Source organism: Leifsonia sp. Leaf264 (assembly GCF_001422325.1).
In the GTDB taxonomy this organism is placed as follows: domain Bacteria; phylum Actinomycetota; class Actinomycetes; order Actinomycetales; family Microbacteriaceae; genus Orlajensenia.
In genome coordinates this window covers 80,489-97,058 of the sequence record NZ_LMMR01000007.1, presented here as the reverse complement: position 1 = coordinate 97,058, position 16,570 = coordinate 80,489, and the positions used below count along the sequence as shown (strand labels likewise).

Sequence of the window (16,570 nt, the reverse complement as noted above, 5' to 3'; positions counted from 1 at the left end):
CGCGAGCGGAGCGAGCAGGCATATCGAGACCCACCGAGATCGCGCGAGGGTTGACGTGATTTCGATACGTGTCCGACTGCGTCGGGCACCACTCAATCAGCGGAAGGGACGGAAGTACGCAGCCGAACCGGCCGCTTGCCGCCATCCAGGGGCGAGAAGTTGGTGACCTCGGCGGGCACCCGGAACCGGTCGTCGTCGTAGAGCGCTGCGAGCTCGGCCTGCGTCACGGCCGGATCGGCCAGGCGCGCGGCGATCACGTCGAGCTCGGCGGCGAGGGCGGCATCCGCAGCCTCGAGGCTCTCGAGCACGCCCCAGATCTCCCACAGGATCATCTCCTGCTTGTTGAGGCCGGCGAGGTCGAAGACCAGGTTGTGCAGCAGGTACGGCCACGAGCGCAGGTCAGGGACCATCAGGTCGGGGAACACGACGAACCTCTCGGGGTCGAGCTCGCCCGAGCGGCAGCCCCGCCAGGCGTCGGTGCCGGTGATGAAGCGATCGCGCGGCACGTCGTCGAAGGAGAACGGCACCTCGATGTCGCCGTCGCTGAACTGCGAGTCGACGAGGCGCCAGCGCTGCTGCTCCGAGTCCCACACCTCGGCGACCACGTGGTCGAGGTTCCAGCCCTCGATGAAGTAGTTCGAGAAGCCCACCCTCGCGCGGGCCGGGATGCCGAGGCGGCGGGCGAGGGAGACGAACAGCACGGTGTAGTCGCGGCAGCAGCCGAGGATGCGATCCGTCGACGCACGCCCGGGGTCGAGCAGCGCCGTATCGAGCTCGGCGAGCCGCGCGAGCATGTCGTCGGCGTAGCGCAGGTCGATCTCGTGCAGGCGTTCCGGGGCGAATCCGAGCCGCGTCGGATCCCCCGACGCCCGATAGTGGAACACCAGACGTGAGACGAGCGCACGGATGCCGGCGATCGTGGTCGGCGCTCCGGTCAGGGCGGCATCCGCTCGCCCCGGATCGGAGAACGCGCTGTGGGCCCGGTAGAAGTCCAGGTCGGCGTCGGAGGTCATGGGACTTTTCTACTCCAACCCACCGCTGGTCGAGTAGCACCCGAGCGCAGCGAGGACGCGTATCGAAACCGCCCGGAGGTGATCTCGATACGCGTCCGTGTCAACGGCTAGGCCGCGTTCGCCGCCGCGATCAGCTGCTCGATCTGCTCGCGATCGATGCCCATGCCCGGGAAGCCGGCCAGGCGGCCGATCGGGAACGACTCCATCATCTTGAACATCCCGGGGTCGTCCATGAGCGCCGAGGTGAAGCCGTCGCCCTGCGACGCCATCGCCTGCATGATGAACTGCGACGCGACGGGGTGCGCCATCAGCTCGCCGATCGACGAGTTCAGGTCGAGCGTGACCCGCACGGCGTCGCCCTCGACCTCGACGGTCGAGGTGGCACGGATGTCGCGGCTCGACGCCCCGATCTCAACGGTGTACGTCCCGCCCTCGACGACCCACTGGTCGACGCGGGTGTCGAAGTAGGCGAGGTCGGCACGGCGCACAGGCACCTCGACGACGCGGCTCTCGCCGGCGGCCAACGACACCTTCGCGAATCCCTTGAGCTCGCGCGGAGCCCGCACCACGGCCGACCCCGGAAGCGAGGTGTAGACCTGCACGATGTCGGCGCCGTCACGCGGGCCGCTGTTCGTGACGGTCAGGCGCACCACCAGGCCGTCGGCATCCGCCGACACCGAGGCGTCGGAGTAGTCGAACGTCGTGTACGAGAGGCCGTGGCCGAACGGGAACGACACCGCGATCTCGCGGGCGTCGAACCAGCGGTAGCCGACGTAGAGGCCCTCGCCGTAGCGCACGTGTCCGTGCTCGCCCGGGAAGTCGAGGAAGGCGGCGGTGTCCTGCAGGCGCACCGGAATGGTCTCCTGCAGTCGACCCGAGGGGTTGACCTCGCCGTAGAGCACGTCGGCGACGGCTCCACCGCCGGCCTGGCCCAGGAGCCAGCCCTCGACGATCGCCGACACGCGGTCCGCGAAGCCCGAGAGACGCACGACGCCACCGTTCGAGAGCACGACGACGGTGTTCGCGTTGGCCTCGATCACAGCGTCGAGCAGCGCGAGCTGCTCGGCCGGAAGCTCGATGTGCTCGCGGTCGAAGCCCTCCGACTCCTGCTCGGCCGGCACACCGAGGAACACGACGGCGACGGATGCCGCAGACGCGACGGCGACGGCCTCGGCCAGCAGGGCTCCGTCGTCGACTCCGTCGGCGGCGTATCCGGCCGCGAAGGTGACGGCATCCGACGCCGCGAGCACGCGGATCTCGTCGAGAGCGTTGTCGAGCTTCGTCGGATTGATGAGGGACGATCCGGCGCCCTGGTACCGGGGAGCGCGGGCGAGCTCGCCGATCACGGCGATGGAGGCATCCGTCGCCAGCGGCAGCAGGTCGCCGTCGTTCTTCAGCAGCACGATCGACGCGCCGGCGGCCTCTCGGGCGAGGGCGTGGTGGGCGTCGACGTCGTAGGAGGCGTCGTCACGAGCGCCGGCGACGGCCTTGAACGCCAGTTCGATGGCACGGCGTGCAGCAGTGTCGAGCACGGACTCGGCGAGAGCACCCGAGCGCACGGCGGCGACGAGCTGGGCGTCGGTGCGTCCGCTGCTCGACGGCATCTCGAGGTCGAGGCCGGCCTCGACGCCGGCGACGCGGTCGTTGACAGCACCCCAGTCGGAGACGACGAGGCCGGTGAAGCCCCACTCGTCGCGCAGCACCGTGTTCAGCAGCCAGGGGTTCTCCGAGGTGTAGACGCCGTTGAGCCTGTTGTACGAGCACATGACGGTCCACGGCTGCTCGTCCTCGACCACGCGCTGGAAGCCGCGCAGGTAGATCTCGCGGAGCGGGCGCTCGTCGATGTCGGCCGAAACGCGCATGCGGTCGGCCTCTTGGTTGTTGGCGGCGAAGTGCTTGAGCGATGCGCCGACGCCCTGGCTCTGCAGGCCGCGGACGAGGGCGGAGCCGAGCACGCCCGAGGCGATCGGGTCCTCGGAGAGGTACTCGAAGTTGCGGCCGCCGAGCGGGGAGCGCTTGATGTTGATACCCGGGCCGAGCAGCACTCCCACGTTCTCGGCGAGCGACTCCTCGCCGAGGGCGATGCCGACGCGCTCGAGCAGGGTGACGTCCCAGCTGGAGCCGAGTGCGACTGCCGGTGGGAAGCAGGTGGCCGGAACGCTGTCGGTGATGCCGAGGTGATCGCCGTTGGCCCGCTGCTTGCGCACGCCGTGCGGACCGTCGGTCAGCATGATCGACGGCACGCCGGGTGCCGACTTCGTCGTCCAGAAGTCCTCGCCGCTGGTGAGCGACGCCTTCTCCTCGAGGGTGAGGGCCGCGAGGGTCTCGTCGACGGATGCCGCTGAGTCCGCGCCGCCCGTCGGGGCGTCGGCGGTGATGGTCGTGTCGGTCATGCGTTTCCTCCCAGTGCGGATGCCTGTGCGGCATCCGTTTCGATCTTCCGCCCGAACAGCGGCTTTCCGTAGTCCTTCTTCAGAAGAAGGTAGAACGCCCACCAGACGATGAGCGTGGTCGCGGCACCGGCTGCGAGACCGAAGGCGGTGTCGGAGAGCCAGTGGGCGTTGATCATGGTGCGCTGCCAGATCATGCCGCCGCCGATGACGGCTGCGATGATCCACCAGGCCAGGCGCTTGCCGGCCGGGAACAGGGCGGCGACGCCGACGATGACGAAACCGGCCGTGACGGAGTGCCCGGACGGGAACGATCCGTGGTCGACCGAGAACAGCGGGCCGAACAGCCCGTTCTCCACGTCGATGGCCGGGCGCGGCCGGTGCACGAGGTTCTTGGTGAGCTGCGAGACCAGGATGGTGGCGGCGTTGGCGCTGATGAAGAACAGGGCCGATCGCCAGCGGCGCACGATGAACAGCAGCGCCGGGATCACTATGAGCAGCAGGAGTGCGCCCGGTCCTTCTCCGAGGAACTGGAAGAACATCGGGAAGGCGCCGGTCTCCGGCCCGTAGTCACTGCCGACGAGTCGTCGCCAGGCGTCATCGAGGCCCTGGGTGAACGGATGCTCCGGGTCGACCGCGACGTGGATGGCGAACAGGGCGAACACGGCCAGGGTCGCGACACCGGCGATGAGCATGCCCCGCGGGCGCCCGCCGTTCTGGCGTCCCGTCGTCGCGGCCGGGGGCGCGCTGCGGAGGGCATCCGTCGTCCCGGCCATCAGCGCACGGCCTTGATGAACCAGACGGCGAAGGCGCCGAGGATCGACAGGGCGATCCCGACAGGGAACAGGGCGATGTAACCGCCGAAGGCCAGGACGATGGCTCCGGCGACGGCTGGCGCGAGGGTCTGCGGCAGGGTCGCGGCGATGTTGACGACGCCGAGGTCCTTGGCGAACGAGTCCTTCGACGGCAGCACCTCGCTCATCAGTGCTGTGTCGACGGCCTGGAAGGCGCCGAAGCCGAGGCCGGAGAGGATCGTGAAGAGGAACCAACCGCCGACAGTGGGCGAGACCATCGGAACGATGAGCGCTGCGCCCACGAGGATCGACGAGGCGAAGACGAAGACCTTGCGGCGGCCGATGCGGTCGGACAGCGGACCCGACACCAGCGTCGAGAGCAGGATGGCGCCGAGGCTCACCAGCCCGAACAGCGGGATCATCGGAACCGCGCCGTCCCCCAGGCCGATGAAGTCCTGCAGGATGTAGAGCTGGAATCCGGTGACGGCGAAGTAGCCCGTGTAGAGCAGCAGGCGTCCGGTGAATGCCCAGAAGAAGTCGGGATGCGCGATGGGGTTGACCCAGAAGGTGCGGAGGAAGTCGCCGAGGCTGAACGGCTGCTTCGTGACACCGGCGCTCGAGTGGTCGGGGTTGAACACGACGAACAACGTGATCACCACGAGTGCGATACCGGCGAACAGCACATAGCCCGCGCCGATGTTCTCGGCGAACATGGCACCGACGACCTGGCCGCCGATGGCGCCGAGCATGAGGCCGAGGCCCGACAACGCCGAGAAGGTTCCGCGCGCGGCGCGGGGAACCCTGTCGGGGAGGATGGCGGAGAGCGGGCCCTGCGCGAAGTTGTAGGCGATCTGCACGATGATCCAGCCGATGGCGATCTGCACGAGAGAGTTCGCCAGTGCCATGCCGATCAGGGCGAGGCCGCCGATGAGCACCCCGGCGATCATCCACGGGGCACGGCGGCCGAAGCGCGAGCGCGTGCGGTCGGAGATGGTGCCGGCGATGGGCTGGGCGAGCATGGCGCAGAAGGCGCCGAGCGTGGCGATCACGGTGAGGTTGGCGATCTTGTTCGACTCGTCGATGCCGGCGATCTGCAGGGGCAGGAGGACACCGGGGATCGCGCCCCAGAGCAGGAAGATCGACACGTTCGCCGGGACGATCCAGGTGAGGAGGCGCGTGAGAGACCCCCTCACGAGTGGGCGGGGGTCATCGGTGCCGTCGGGTGCGACGGTCAGTGCTGTATCTGACGCCATTGTCATGTTCGAGTCCTTTCGAGGTCGCCTCTGCTGTGACGCGACGGCAAAACCTTACAACGCTCGGTTTTCAATTACAAGCGGCACTCGGTTTAGCATCGAGGCATGGCAGCACGGGGGCAGTACGCGAAAGGCGTTGCGAAACGCGACGAGATCCTGGCGAGCGCGCTCGACGTGATCGCCCGCAACGGCTACAGGCGCACCTCGGTGCGGGAGCTGGCCGACGAGGTCGGCCTCAGCCAGGCCGGGCTCCTGCACTACTTCAGCTCCAAGGAGGAGCTGTTCCAAGAGATCCTCCGCAAGCGCGACGAGGTCGACGCCGCCCACTTCGAGATCGAGCTGGGGGATCAGCTCGACGCCATCGACCCGATCGACGGATTGATCAAGGTCGTGCGGCACAACACGGAGGTGCCGGGGCTGGTGCAGCTCTACGCCCAGATCTCGACGGAGGCGGGTGACCCGGCGCATCCGGCCCACGACTTCTTCGTGCAGCGCTACGAGAGCTTCCGTGAACTGTTCTCTGCAGCGATCCGCGCTCAGCAGGCTGCAGGAGAGATCGCCCCGGATGTGGACGCCGAGCTGTTGTCCAACATCATCCTCGCCGTCGCCGACGGCCTGCAGACGCAGTGGATGCTCGATCCGACCATCGACATGGCCGCGAACATCGAGCACCTCTGGCAGCTGATCGTCCGCCGGCCGTGACAGCCGTGGGCGGCGAGAGCACGCCGAGCCTCGTCAGCGGTGACGTACGCCGGCACAACCTCGCGCTCGTGCTCGAGACGATCGTGCGCGGCGGGCCGAGCGCCCGCAGCGAGATCGCCGATTCCACGGGGCTGACCCGGGGATCCGTCACAGCTCTGACTGCGGCGCTGACCGATGCCGGGGTGCTGCGCGAGTCCGAGCCGCTGGTCGGTGGCCGCGGCCGCCCCCTGACCAGGCTCGAGCTCGCCGCTGACGGCGTGGCCCTGGCCGTGCTGCAGATCGACGCCGACACGGCGACCGTGCTCGTCTCGAGCGTCGCCGGCGACGAGCTGTTCCGCCACGTCGTCCACCACGGCCGTCCCATGGGTGATGCCGATGCCGTGCTCGACGTCGGGGCCGACGTGCTCGCGCGCGGCCTCGCCGCGGCTGAGGCCGCCGGGCGACGGGTCGCCGACCTCAGCGTCGTCGTCTTCGCCCCCGTCGGCGGCGATCCGGCACGGGTCATCGCCGACACCGACCTCGGCTGGGGCGAGGTCGACGTCGTGGCTGCGCTCCGCACCCGCATCGCCCACCTGCCGGCCGACATCCGGTTGGAGGCTGACGTGAACGTCGCGGCCCTGGCCGAACTGTCGCTCCTCTCCGGCATCCGCGATGCCGTGTACATCAAGAGCAATTCGGGCATCGGTGGTGCCGTGATCGTCGACGGCCGGGTCGCCGCTGGCCGGGCGGGAGTGGGCGGAGCACTCGGCCATCTGCCGCTCGTGCCCGGCGGGGCGCTCTGCGAGTGCGGCCAGACCGGCTGCCTCGTCACCGTGGCCGGGCCCGACGTCGTCCTGGCTGCGGCGGGACTCGGGGAGCGCCTCGGCACCGACGGGCTGACCGCCGCCCTCGACGAGTTCGTGGCGCGGATCTCCGCCGGCGATGCAGCGGCTTGCAGCGCGTGGGACGGCGCCGTCGACTGGATCGGACGAGCACTGCAGGTGCTCACGATGACCCTCGACCCCGATGTCGTCATCATCGGCGGATACTGGGCCGCGCTGACCCCCTCCATCGACCGCGCCCTGCACGCGAATCGCCCCTTCGTCGTCGGCAGCCCGTTCTACCCCGATACTCCGGTGCTCGCGGGGCGCCTCGGAAACGATGTCGCGCTGCTCGGAGCCCTCTGGGCCGCTCGCGACAGGGTGCTGGCCGACCCGCTTCGGTCCTGCGTTTAATTCAACGTTTGAATTAACAGCACTCGTGCCTCATACTCGATGCCAAGCGCCATTCGGTTTTCGATGGCGGATGCATCGAGCTCAATGAGGAGAATCGTGTCAACCCACATTCCAGAGTCGGGATCCGTGCCGGACGGACTCGCAGCAGCAGCGACGGCGAGCGCGCCCGCCACCACGGACGGCAGCGCCGCGGCATCCGTCACCGGATCGATCTCGGCCACAGCACCGCGAACCGGCGCCGTCCCCACCAGCCCTCCCCCGAACCGCGCCCTGCTGCCGTCGCTGGCCATCACGTCGCTGGTGCTGTTCGCGACCTACTCCGGCCTCGTCGCCATGCTGCTTCCCAACCAGGTGCTGGCCATCGACCCCGACAACAAGGTCTCGAACCTCGCGATCGTGACGACGACGTCGTTCATCTTCACGCTGTTCGCGCAGCCGATCGTCGGTGCGTTCAGTGACCGCACCCGGTCGAAGCTCGGGCGGCGTGCTCCGTGGATGATCATCGGCGCCGCCGTCGGAGCGATCTTCCTGGTCGGACTCGGCAGCCTCACCTCCATCCTGTGGATCGCGGTCTTCTGGGTCGTCATCCAGGTGTCCCTCAACGCCCTGCAGGGGCCGATGACGGCGATAGTGCCCGACCGCTTCCCGCGCGAGCGACGAGGAGTGGCATCCGCCATGGTCGGCATCGGCACCATGGTCGGCGGCACTGCCGGCGTCATCGTGGCGGCCACCCTGGCGAGCAATGTCGGTCTCGGCTACACGGTGTTCGGCGTCGCGGTGCTGGTCGTCACCCTTGTCTACGTTCTGGTCAACCGGGACTACTCGAGCAAGGACGCCGTTCACCCGCCGTTCAGCTGGCGGGCATTCCTCTCCGGGTTCTGGATCGACCCGCGCACGAACCCCGACTTCGCCTGGGCCTTCGCGGCGCGCTTCCTGTTCATCCTCGGGTACTTCGTGGTGTTCGCCTTCCAGCTCTACATCCTCACGGACTACATCGGCCTGCCCGTGGGCGAGGCCAACGGCACCATGGTGCCGCTCAGCCTCGCCGGGATGGTCACCACAGTCGTCGCCGTCGTGATCGCCGGCGCCTGGAGCGACCGCATCGGTCGTCGCAAGGTCTTCATCTATGCAGCGACGGTCTTCATGGTCATCGGCCTGCTCATGCCGCTGCTGATGCCGAGCGTCACGGGCATGCTCGTCATGGCAGCCATCAACGGCTTCGGCTTCGGCCTCTACATGGCCAGCGACACGGCCCTCATGACCGAGGTGCTGCCCGGGGGCGGCGTCGCTGCCGGCAAGGATCTCGGCATCCTGAACGTCGCCACCAACATCCCGCAGGCGATGAGCCCGGCCATCGCAGGCCTGCTCATCGGGTCGCTCGGCGGATACCCGGCCCTGTTCATCTTCGGCATGGTGAGCGTCATCCTCGCCGCCGTCGCCCTCATCCCCATCAAGAGCGTCCGCTAGCTGCAAGGAGAGCACCACCGTGACAGACACCGCTGTGACAGACACCACCGCCCAGCCCCGAGCAGACCTCGTCGAGGTCGAGACGACTGCGGGCCGCGTGCGCGGCCGCTGGAGGGGTGTCGCCGGCGCGGCGGGCAGCTCCGCGGCCTTCCTCGGCATCCCCTTCGCCGAGCCGCCCGTCGGAGAGCTGCGGTTCGCCGCGCCGGTCCCCCATCGAGCCTGGACGGGCGTGCGCGACGCCCTCGAGCACGGCCCGACGCCGCAGCGCGAGACTCTCGCCGAGATCACCCTCATCCCCGAGCCGTCGGTTCCGGGGGCGTCGACGCTGAACGTCAACGTCTTCACGCCGGCTCCAGGCTCGGGCGAGGCGCTTCCGGTGCTGGTCTACATCCACGGCGGCGGTTACACGGCCGGCTCCCCCGCGAGCCCCTGGTACGACGGAGCCGCGTTCAATCGCGACGGCGTCGTCACGGTGTCGATCTCATATCGTCTGGGCTTCGACGGTTTCGGATGGATCTCCGACGCGCCGAACAACCGCGCCGTGCTGGACTGGCTGCTGGCGCTCGAGTGGGTGCAGCAGAACATCGCCGCCTTCGGAGGCGACGCATCGCGGGTGACCATCTCCGGGCAGTCGGCCGGCGGTGCCGCCGTGCTGGCCCTGCTCGGCCTGCCTGCCGCCCAGGGCCTGTTCAGCGGCGTCTACTCCATCTCCGGTCCGATCGCCGATGTGTCGCTCGAGCGCTCGGAGAAGACCGGGCGCCACCTGGCCGAACTCGCCGGCGTCGAGCCGACGCGGGCAGGATGGTCGAGCGTGTCCGAGGAGGGCATCCTCGATCTGCAGAAGAAGCTCGCCGAGCCTCCCCAGGGCGGCAACCCCATGGACATGATGACGGTGTTCATCGAGGAGGGCCTCCCGTGGGCGCCGGTCATCGACGGCCAGCTCGTCCCGCACGGCGTCCTCGACGCGCTGGCCCTCGGCGTCGGCTCCGACAAGCCGCTGGTCCTGGGCGCCACCGACGACGAGTTCACGATGATCCTCAAGGAGGCCGAGGGGAAGCTGCGCTTCATCCCGCCGTCCCTCCTGCTCGGAAAGATGGGTCTGAAGGGTGCTGCACGCCGCGAGTACCTCGCCGCCAACAGGTCCGTGAAGGGCACTGCCAACAAACTGGGCCGCTACATCACCGACAGGATGTTCCGCACGGCCATCCTGCGCGTGATCGCCGCCCGCGGTGCAGCGCCCACCTGGACGTACCGCTTCTCCTGGAAGTCGCCGACCTTCGGCTCGTCGGTGCACTGCGTCGACGTGCCGTTCTTCTTCGACTGCCTCGCGGCCGACCGCGTGGGTGCGATCGCCGGGGAGAACCCTCCGCAGTCGCTCGCGGATGCCGTGCACGGCGGAGCCGTCGCCTTCATCCGTGACGGTGACCCCGGGTGGCCGCGGTTCGTCGCGGGCACAGAGGTGGCGCGGGTCTTCGACGCCGGCACGAGAGATGACGAGCATGCCTTCGACTCGGTGAAAGCCCTCCTACCCGCCTGAGCCGCCGGACGGGACGGGCGCACCATCGGACGAGTTCCGGCGATGCGCCCGTCCCCAGCTCAGCGAATGCCCTTCATGAGCGCGAGCACGGGCTTGGCGAAGAGGAGCAGGATCGCGCCGAGCACGATCGCGATACCGCCGAGCACGCCGAAGTACGGCACCTCGTTGTGGATGTCGTACAGCGAGGCGAGCTGCCCGGAGATGGCGGAACCGAGCGCGACGGACAGGAAGAACAACGCCACCATCTGGGTGGTGAAGGCGCGGGGAGCCAGCTTCGTCGCGACGGACAGTCCGACCGGCGAGATGAAGAGCTCCGCCACGGTGAAGACCAGCAGGATCAGCACGATCGCCAGCAGCGGCGTCGAGTTCGGGCCGCCGCCGGCGAACGGCAGGAACAGCAGGAACGCGGCCCCCATGATCATCGTGCCGAGGGCGAACTTCACCGGCGTCGACGGCTGACGGGTACCGAGCTTCGTCCAGATGGCCGCGAACACGCCCGAGAGGATGATGATGAAGATCGGGTTGATCGACTGCACCCACGACACCGGCATCTCCCAGCCGAACAGGCTGCGGTTCAGCTTCTCGTCGGAGTAGATGGTGAGCACCGTGAACTGCTGCTGGTACAGCGACCAGAAGGCCACGCTGGCGATGAACAGGGGGATGAAGGCGAAGACGCGTGAACGCTCGGTCGGATCGATGCGGCTGCTCGTCAGGATGACGATGAAGTAGGCGACGGCCGCCACGACGGTGAGGGCGATCACGATCGTCACGAGGTTCGTCGCGGTGATGAGGCCGGTGAAGACGCACACCAGGATCAGCAGAACCGCGGCGACGCCGATGACAATCACCAACGGGCGGCGATTCGCCGGCAGCGGGTTGGCGATGCGGTGGGAGGCCGCCGGCAGGTTCTTGCGCCCGAACGCGTACTGCGTGAGGCCTATCGCCATGCCGACGGCGGCCAGGGCGAAGCCCCAGTGGAAGCCGAGCGTCGACTGCAGGAGGCCGGTGAGGATGGGCCCGAAGAAGGCGCCCAGGTTGATGCCGAGGTAGAACAACGAGAAGCCGGCGTCCCGACGCGGGTCCTCCGGCTTGTAGAGCGTTCCGACGACGCTGGTGGCGTTGGCCTTGAGACCGCCCGACCCGACGGCGACCAGGATGAGGCCGACGATGACGCCGGCGAACCCGGGGAGCAGGGCCAACCCGATGTGGCCCAGCATGATGACGACGGCACTGATGAACAGCACCCGCTCCGAACCGAGCAGCCTGTCGGCGATCCAGGCGCCGAGGATGGTCGACAGGTAGACGGCACCACCGTAGGCACCGACGATGCCGGCAGCCGTGGCCTGCGGAAGCCCCAGGCCACCCTCGGCCGCCGAGTAGTAGAGGTAGATGAGCAGGATGCCCTGCATGCCGTAGAAGCTGAAGCGCTCCCACATCTCGACGCCGAAGACTGTGGCGAGAGGCCGGGGCTGCCCGAAGAAGCCCGTGTCGCGCTTCGGATCGACGGGTTCCTCGTCGACGGCCGGTGAGTCGATGTCGCTGCTCATCGGTCCAGTCTGGCACTGCGGATGCCACCCGAACAGGGGCGGCCGACTCGCCGCCCCGCTCGCGGCCTATCCGACCGGTGCGGCGGCGAACTCCGTCAGTACCGCCGCCAACTGCTCGACCGCCCAGTCGAGGTCATCCTCCGTGACGACGATGGGCGGGGCGAGCCGGATGGTGGAGCCGTGGGTGTCCTTCGCGAGCACGCCCCGTTCCATGAGCGCTTCGCAGACGGCGCGACCCGTCGCGAGCTCGGGGTCGATGTCGATCCCGGCCCAGAGCCCGGCACCGCGCACTGCGACGACGCCCGAGCCGATCAGCGAGGACACCCCCGCGTGCAGGTGGGCGCCGAGGAGCCTGGCGCGCTCCTGCATCTCCCCTGTGGCCAGCATCCGCACGACGGCCAGGCCGACGGCGGCCGCGAGAGGGTTCCCCCCGAAGGTCGAACCGTGCTGCCCCGGCGCGAGCACGCCCAGCACGTCGGCGTCGCCCACGACGGCGGAGACCGGCACGATACCGCCGCCGAGGGCCTTGCCGAGCAGGTACAGGTCGGGCACGACACCCACGAGGTCGCAGGCGAAAGTGGCGCCGGTGCGGCCGAGGCCGGACTGGATCTCGTCGGCGATGAACAGCACGTTCCGCCGGGTCGTGAGCTCACGCACAGCGGGCAGGAAGCCGGCCGGCGGAACCACGATGCCGGCCTCGCCCTGGATGGGCTCGATCAGCACGGCCACGGTGTTCTCGTCGATCGCGGCCTCGATCGCCGCTGCGTCTCCGTAGGGGACGATGCGGAATCCGGGCGTGTACGGACCGAAGTCGTCGCGGGCATCGGCGTCGTCGCTGAACGAGATGATCGTGGTCGTGCGGCCGTGGAAGTTTCCCGCCATCACGATGATGTTGGCCAGCTCCGGAGCGACTCCCTTGACCCTGTAGCCCCAGGCCCGAGCGACCTTGATGCCGGACTCGACGGCCTCGGCGCCGGTGTTCATCGGCAGCACCATGTCCTTGCCGGCGAGCGCAGCGAGTTCGGTGACGAACGGGCCGAGCTGGTCGTTGTGGAAGGCGCGGCTGGTGAGGGTGATGCGGCCGAGCTGGGCGCGGGCGGCGTCGAGCAGCACCGGGTTGGAGTGCCCGAAGTTCACGGCCGAGTAGGCGGCGAGGCAGTCGAGGTAGCGCTTGCCGTCGACATCGGTCACCCAAGCTCCCTCGCCCGACGCCACCACGACGGGGAGCGGGTGGTAGTTGTGGGCGGCGTGGGCCTCCTCCTCGGCGATGAGAGTCGAGGTTCTAGCGCTCGTAGATGTCGGCACGGGGTTCTCCTCCGAAGTCTCCGCCCAAGGATGCCCACCGAAGCCCGAGGCCTCGGAGGAGAACCCCGTGCCTGCGGAATCGGACGAAGAACCCTCGACTGCGTCATTGGGGAGGACACCGGCAGCTGCGTCGTTGGATGAGTGGCGGTTCTCGGTCGTGGTCATCGTCGTAGCTCCAGGGTGCAGCACTTGACGCCGCCTCCGCCCAGGAGAAGCTCGGAGAGGTCGACGCCGATGGGGTTGTAGCCGTGTTCGCGCAGCTGTCGCTCGAAGTCGACGGCACGCGACGCGATCACGACGTTGCGGCCGTCGCTGAAGGAGTTGAGGCCGAGCACGGCGGCATCCGTCTCCGTCACGATGACGGCATCCGGATACCGCGATCGCAGGATGGCGAGGCTCGGCTCGTCGAAGGCGCTCGGCAGGTAGGCGATGTGCTCCTGACCCGCCGTGGAGTCGAGCACCGCGAGCGCCGTGTCGAGGTGGTAGAAGCTCGGGTTGACGAGCCTCAGGGTCACGACCTCGCGGCCGTAGACGGCGGCGAGCTCTCCGTGGCTGAGCGAGTCGCTGCGAAATCCGGTGCCGGCGAGGATGGTGTCGCCGACCAGCAGGAAGTCGCCCTCGCCCTCGTTGATCTGCTCGGGCACGCGCACGTCGAGTCCGTTCTCGCCGAACCAGTCCATGTAGGCCGGCCCCTCGGGCTGGCGCTCCGGATGCGTGAAGCTCGCACCGTAGGCGATGCCGTCGATGACCATGCCGCCATTGGCCGCGTAGACCATGTCGGGCAGCCCCGGGATCGGATCGATGAGGTGCACGTCGAAGCCGAGGTCGAGGTAGGTCTGGTGCAGCACGGACCACTGCTGCACCGCGAGGCTCGTGTCGGTGGGCAGCGCCGGATCCATCCACGGATTGATGCGGTAGACCACCGTGAAGAAGTCGGGACGGCACATCAGCACCGAACGCGTGGTGGCCGTGCGGATGGGGCGGATGCCGGCGGGCTGGGTGATCGTGTCGTCGACGATGTCTGTCATGGCCATCTCCTCTGGGTAGAACGTCTGCAGGAGTGGCGGACCAGGTCGCTCGGAAGAGCCGGCATCCACCGCGGTGGACACCAGACGCCACCTCCAGTGTCACACGCAGCTATCTCGAAGTTCTCGGCTTTGAGCGCAGCATGCATGCGTACGCACGCGACACGACGCAAGGATCGCGCTTAGACTTCTCGGATGGACAACATCGACCGCCGAATTCTCGACGAGCTGCGCCAGAACGCCCGAGCGGGCTACGGCGACATCGGATCGGTGGTCGGGCTCTCGGCATCCGCCGTCAAGCGTCGCGTCGACCGCCTCGTGGCCGACGGCGTCATCCGCGGCTTCACCATCAACGTCGACCCGGCCGTCGACGGCACCACCACCGAGGCCTGGGTCGAGGTGTTCTGCCGCGGCACGGTCTCGCCCGACGAACTGCAGCGCATCCTCTCGGCGGTGCCCGAGGTCGTGTACGCCGGCACCGTGACCGGCAGCGCAGACGCCATCGTGCAGATGCGCTCCCGCGACATCGCCAGCCTCGAGGCCGCCCTCGAGAAGGTGCGGCTGGCCGCCAACGTCGATCACACCCGCAGCGCCATCGTGCTCACCCGTCTGGTGCAGCGCGCCCACGAGGACTGAGCAGTGCCCCTCCACCGTGTGAAGGCATCCGCGACGGCGATGGCGCGGGATTCCGGGCCTCTCCGCCGCGACGCCTTCACTCGGGGCGCCGGATGCCTTCACACGGCGGGATGCCGATGATCGCGCTCGCCATCGACGCCGCGTCGGCGACGCCGCCGTACGAGCAGATCCGCACGCAGGTGATCGCGGCCGTGCGTTCGGGAGACCTGGTCGCCGGAGAACGGATGCCGACGGTCCGCGCCCTCGCCGAGCAGCTGGGGCTGGCGGTCAACACCGTCGCGAAGGCCTATAAGGCGCTCGAGGCCGACGCCGTGATCGAGACGCACGGGCGAGCGGGAACGCTGGTGTCGGCATCCGGAGACGTGACCCGACAGCACGCGCAGACCGCTGCTGCGGCGTACGCGGCACGGGTGCGGGAACTGGGCGTCGACGCCGACGAGGCGCTGGCACTGGTGACGGCGGCGCTGCGCACCACCTGATCTCCGCTACTCGACCGGCGGCGTGGGCAGCGGTTCCTTCGGCAGCTTGCGCACCCGCGCACGGCGCTTGCGGCGCTCCGGGATCATCGAGCGCATCTCCTCGAGCTTGCCGAAGCAGAGCAGGCGGTCGCCGGCCTCCAGCTCGACCTTGCCGCGGGGGTTCGGCACGACGGTGGTGCCGCGGTGCAACGTGAGCACGCTGATGTCGCGCTCGGCCAGGCCCGACTCGGCGATGGTCGTGCCGACGAGGTCGGCGCCGGCGTGCACGAGGAGCTCGGCGACCCCGTAGCCGCGCGAGACCGTGAGCCGTTGCCGCACGTCGATCTCGGGGAAGGCGACCTGGTTGGCCATGTAGTCGATGATCGCGCCGGCCACATCGAGGTTGGTGGCCGTCTCGATGCCCTGCAGGCCGGGCGAGGAGTTGACCTCCATGACCAGGGGGCCGTCGTTGCCCTCGAGCATGTCGACGCCGGCCACCTTGAGTCCCATGATCTGGGCCGAGCGCACGGCGACCTGCTCGTACTCCGGGGAGAGCTCGATGGCCTCGACGCTGCCGCCGCGGTGCACGTTGGAGCGGAACTCGTCTCCGTTGGCCGTGCGACGCATCGCCGCCACGACCCGGTCTCCCACCACGAGCGCCCGCACGTCCTTGCCGCGGCTCTCGGCGACGAAGCGCTGGATCAGCACGTTCTGCTTCGTGGAGTGCAGCGTCTCGATGATGGCCTCGGCCACCTTGACCTGCGGTGCCAGGATCACGCCGATGCCTTGGGTCCCCTCGAGCAGCTTGATCACGACCGGCGCACCGCCCACCTGTTCGATGGCCGGTCGCACATCGGCGCGGTTGCGCACGAATGCCGTCGCCGGCATGCCGATGTTGTGGCGCGACAGGATCTGGCTCGCCCGCAGCTTGTCGCGGGCGTTGGTGATGCCGTTGGCCGTATTGGGGGTGTAGACGTCCATCTGCTCGAACTGGCGCACCACGGCGGTGCCGAAGTACGTGATCGAGCTGCCGATGCGCGGCAGGATGGCGTCGTAGTCCGACAGCCGGCGGCCGCGGTACTGCAGGTCGGGCTCGGAGCCCGAGAGGTCGATCGCGAAGCGCAGGGTGTTGAGTACCTTCACCTGATGACCGCGCTGCAGCGCTGCTGCGCGGAGTCTCTGGGTGGAATACGCCTGCGGGGCGCGCGAGAGGATCGCGAGTTTCAACG

Annotated in this window: 14 protein-coding genes; 6 read left to right on the top strand and 8 right to left on the bottom strand. The window is 68.8% G+C overall.

Features of this window, described 5'->3' with window-relative positions; genetic code table 11:
* Positions 1-92: 92 nt before the first annotated feature.
* The 4 genes from ASF30_RS16260 to ASF30_RS16245 all read right to left on the bottom strand — a co-directional run bounded on the left by ASF30_RS16260 (position 93) and on the right by ASF30_RS16245 (position 5,456).
* A complete protein-coding gene (locus ASF30_RS16260; RefSeq protein WP_082467961.1) occupies positions 93-1,013 on the bottom strand; it encodes a transglutaminase-like domain-containing protein in 921 nt (306 codons plus the stop codon).
* A gap of 107 nt (positions 1,014-1,120) precedes the next feature.
* The gene (locus tag ASF30_RS16255; protein ID WP_055909063.1) at positions 1,121-3,406 is read right to left on the bottom strand and encodes a glycoside hydrolase family 3 C-terminal domain-containing protein; all 2,286 of its coding nucleotides are present in this window, start codon (positions 3,404-3,406) and stop codon (positions 1,121-1,123) included.
* Entirely contained in the window at positions 3,403-4,179 is a 777-nt protein-coding gene (locus ASF30_RS16250; protein ID WP_055909062.1) for a phosphatase PAP2 family protein, read from the bottom strand. The genes ASF30_RS16255 and ASF30_RS16250 overlap by 4 nt, the downstream gene beginning before the upstream one ends.
* Entirely contained in the window at positions 4,179-5,456 is a 1,278-nt protein-coding gene (locus ASF30_RS16245; protein ID WP_082467960.1) for an MFS transporter, read from the bottom strand. The genes ASF30_RS16250 and ASF30_RS16245 overlap by 1 nt, the downstream gene beginning before the upstream one ends.
* A 99-nt stretch (positions 5,457-5,555) precedes the next feature.
* Here ASF30_RS16245 and ASF30_RS16240 point away from each other — a divergent pair, with 99 nt between their 5' ends.
* The 4 genes from ASF30_RS16240 (at position 5,556) to ASF30_RS16225 (ending at position 10,370) form a co-directional block, all read left to right on the top strand.
* Positions 5,556-6,152, top strand: coding sequence for a TetR/AcrR family transcriptional regulator (locus ASF30_RS16240; RefSeq protein WP_055909058.1), 597 nt, complete (start codon positions 5,556-5,558; stop codon positions 6,150-6,152).
* Positions 6,149-7,366, top strand: coding sequence for an ROK family transcriptional regulator (locus ASF30_RS16235; RefSeq protein ID WP_055909055.1), 1,218 nt, complete (start codon positions 6,149-6,151; stop codon positions 7,364-7,366). Before ASF30_RS16240 ends, ASF30_RS16235 begins: the two co-directional genes overlap by 4 nt.
* Before the next feature lie 96 nt (positions 7,367-7,462).
* A complete protein-coding gene (locus ASF30_RS16230; protein WP_055909053.1) occupies positions 7,463-8,833 on the top strand; it encodes an MFS transporter in 1,371 nt (456 codons plus the stop codon).
* Between the two features lie 19 nt (positions 8,834-8,852).
* Positions 8,853-10,370: a carboxylesterase/lipase family protein gene (locus ASF30_RS16225; protein WP_235480371.1), complete on the top strand. Its 1,518-nt coding sequence runs from the start codon at positions 8,853-8,855 to the stop codon at positions 10,368-10,370.
* 59 nt (positions 10,371-10,429) lie between these two features.
* Here ASF30_RS16225 and ASF30_RS16220 read toward each other — a convergent pair whose 3' ends face one another.
* The 3 genes from ASF30_RS16220 to ddaH all read right to left on the bottom strand — a co-directional run bounded on the left by ASF30_RS16220 (position 10,430) and on the right by ddaH (position 14,250).
* Positions 10,430-11,917 (bottom strand): peptide MFS transporter, encoded by a 1,488-nt coding sequence (locus ASF30_RS16220; RefSeq protein WP_055909050.1) that lies wholly within the window; start codon positions 11,915-11,917, stop codon positions 10,430-10,432.
* 66 nt (positions 11,918-11,983) lie between these two features.
* Entirely contained in the window at positions 11,984-13,387 is a 1,404-nt protein-coding gene (rocD, locus tag ASF30_RS16215; protein ID WP_235480370.1) for an ornithine--oxo-acid transaminase, read from the bottom strand.
* Complete coding sequence (gene ddaH, locus ASF30_RS16210) at positions 13,384-14,250, bottom strand: dimethylargininase (protein WP_055909049.1); 867 nt, start codon at positions 14,248-14,250, stop codon at positions 13,384-13,386. The genes rocD and ddaH overlap by 4 nt, the downstream gene beginning before the upstream one ends.
* Positions 14,251-14,442: 192 nt before the next feature.
* Here ddaH and ASF30_RS16205 point away from each other — a divergent pair, with 192 nt between their 5' ends.
* The gene (locus ASF30_RS16205; RefSeq protein WP_055909046.1) at positions 14,443-14,883 is read left to right on the top strand and encodes an Lrp/AsnC family transcriptional regulator; all 441 of its coding nucleotides are present in this window, start codon (positions 14,443-14,445) and stop codon (positions 14,881-14,883) included.
* A 110-nt stretch (positions 14,884-14,993) separates the two neighbouring features.
* A complete protein-coding gene (locus ASF30_RS16200; protein ID WP_055909043.1) occupies positions 14,994-15,362 on the top strand; it encodes a GntR family transcriptional regulator in 369 nt (122 codons plus the stop codon).
* 6 nt (positions 15,363-15,368) lie between these two features.
* On the opposite strand, the gene rimK is transcribed toward ASF30_RS16200, so the two are convergent.
* Positions 15,369-16,568, bottom strand: a complete 1,200-nt coding sequence (rimK, locus tag ASF30_RS16195; protein WP_055909040.1) for a 30S ribosomal protein S6--L-glutamate ligase — start codon at positions 16,566-16,568, stop codon at positions 15,369-15,371.
* Positions 16,569-16,570 lie beyond the last annotated feature (2 nt).

Excerpts from the sequence above, each read along its gene's own strand:
- ASF30_RS16260 (WP_082467961.1), bottom strand. The coding sequence starts at position 1,013 with ATGACCTCCGACGCCGACCTGGACTTCTACCGGGCCCACAGCGCGTTC.
- ASF30_RS16220 (WP_055909050.1), bottom strand. The coding sequence starts at position 11,917 with ATGAGCAGCGACATCGACTCACCGGCCGTCGACGAGGAACCCGTCGAT.
- rocD (WP_235480370.1), bottom strand. The coding sequence starts at position 13,387 with ATGACCACGACCGAGAACCGCCACTCATCCAACGACGCAGCTGCCGGT.
- ASF30_RS16205 (WP_055909046.1), top strand. The coding sequence starts at position 14,443 with ATGGACAACATCGACCGCCGAATTCTCGACGAGCTGCGCCAGAACGCC.
- ASF30_RS16240 (WP_055909058.1), top strand. The coding sequence starts at position 5,556 with ATGGCAGCACGGGGGCAGTACGCGAAAGGCGTTGCGAAACGCGACGAG.
- ASF30_RS16245 (WP_082467960.1), bottom strand. The coding sequence starts at position 5,456 with ATGACAATGGCGTCAGATACAGCACTGACCGTCGCACCCGACGGCACC.
- ASF30_RS16200 (WP_055909043.1), top strand. The coding sequence starts at position 14,994 with ATGCCGATGATCGCGCTCGCCATCGACGCCGCGTCGGCGACGCCGCCG.
- ASF30_RS16250 (WP_055909062.1), bottom strand. The coding sequence starts at position 4,179 with ATGGCCGGGACGACGGATGCCCTCCGCAGCGCGCCCCCGGCCGCGACG.
- ddaH (WP_055909049.1), bottom strand. The coding sequence starts at position 14,250 with ATGACAGACATCGTCGACGACACGATCACCCAGCCCGCCGGCATCCGC.
- ASF30_RS16255 (WP_055909063.1), bottom strand. The coding sequence starts at position 3,406 with ATGACCGACACGACCATCACCGCCGACGCCCCGACGGGCGGCGCGGAC.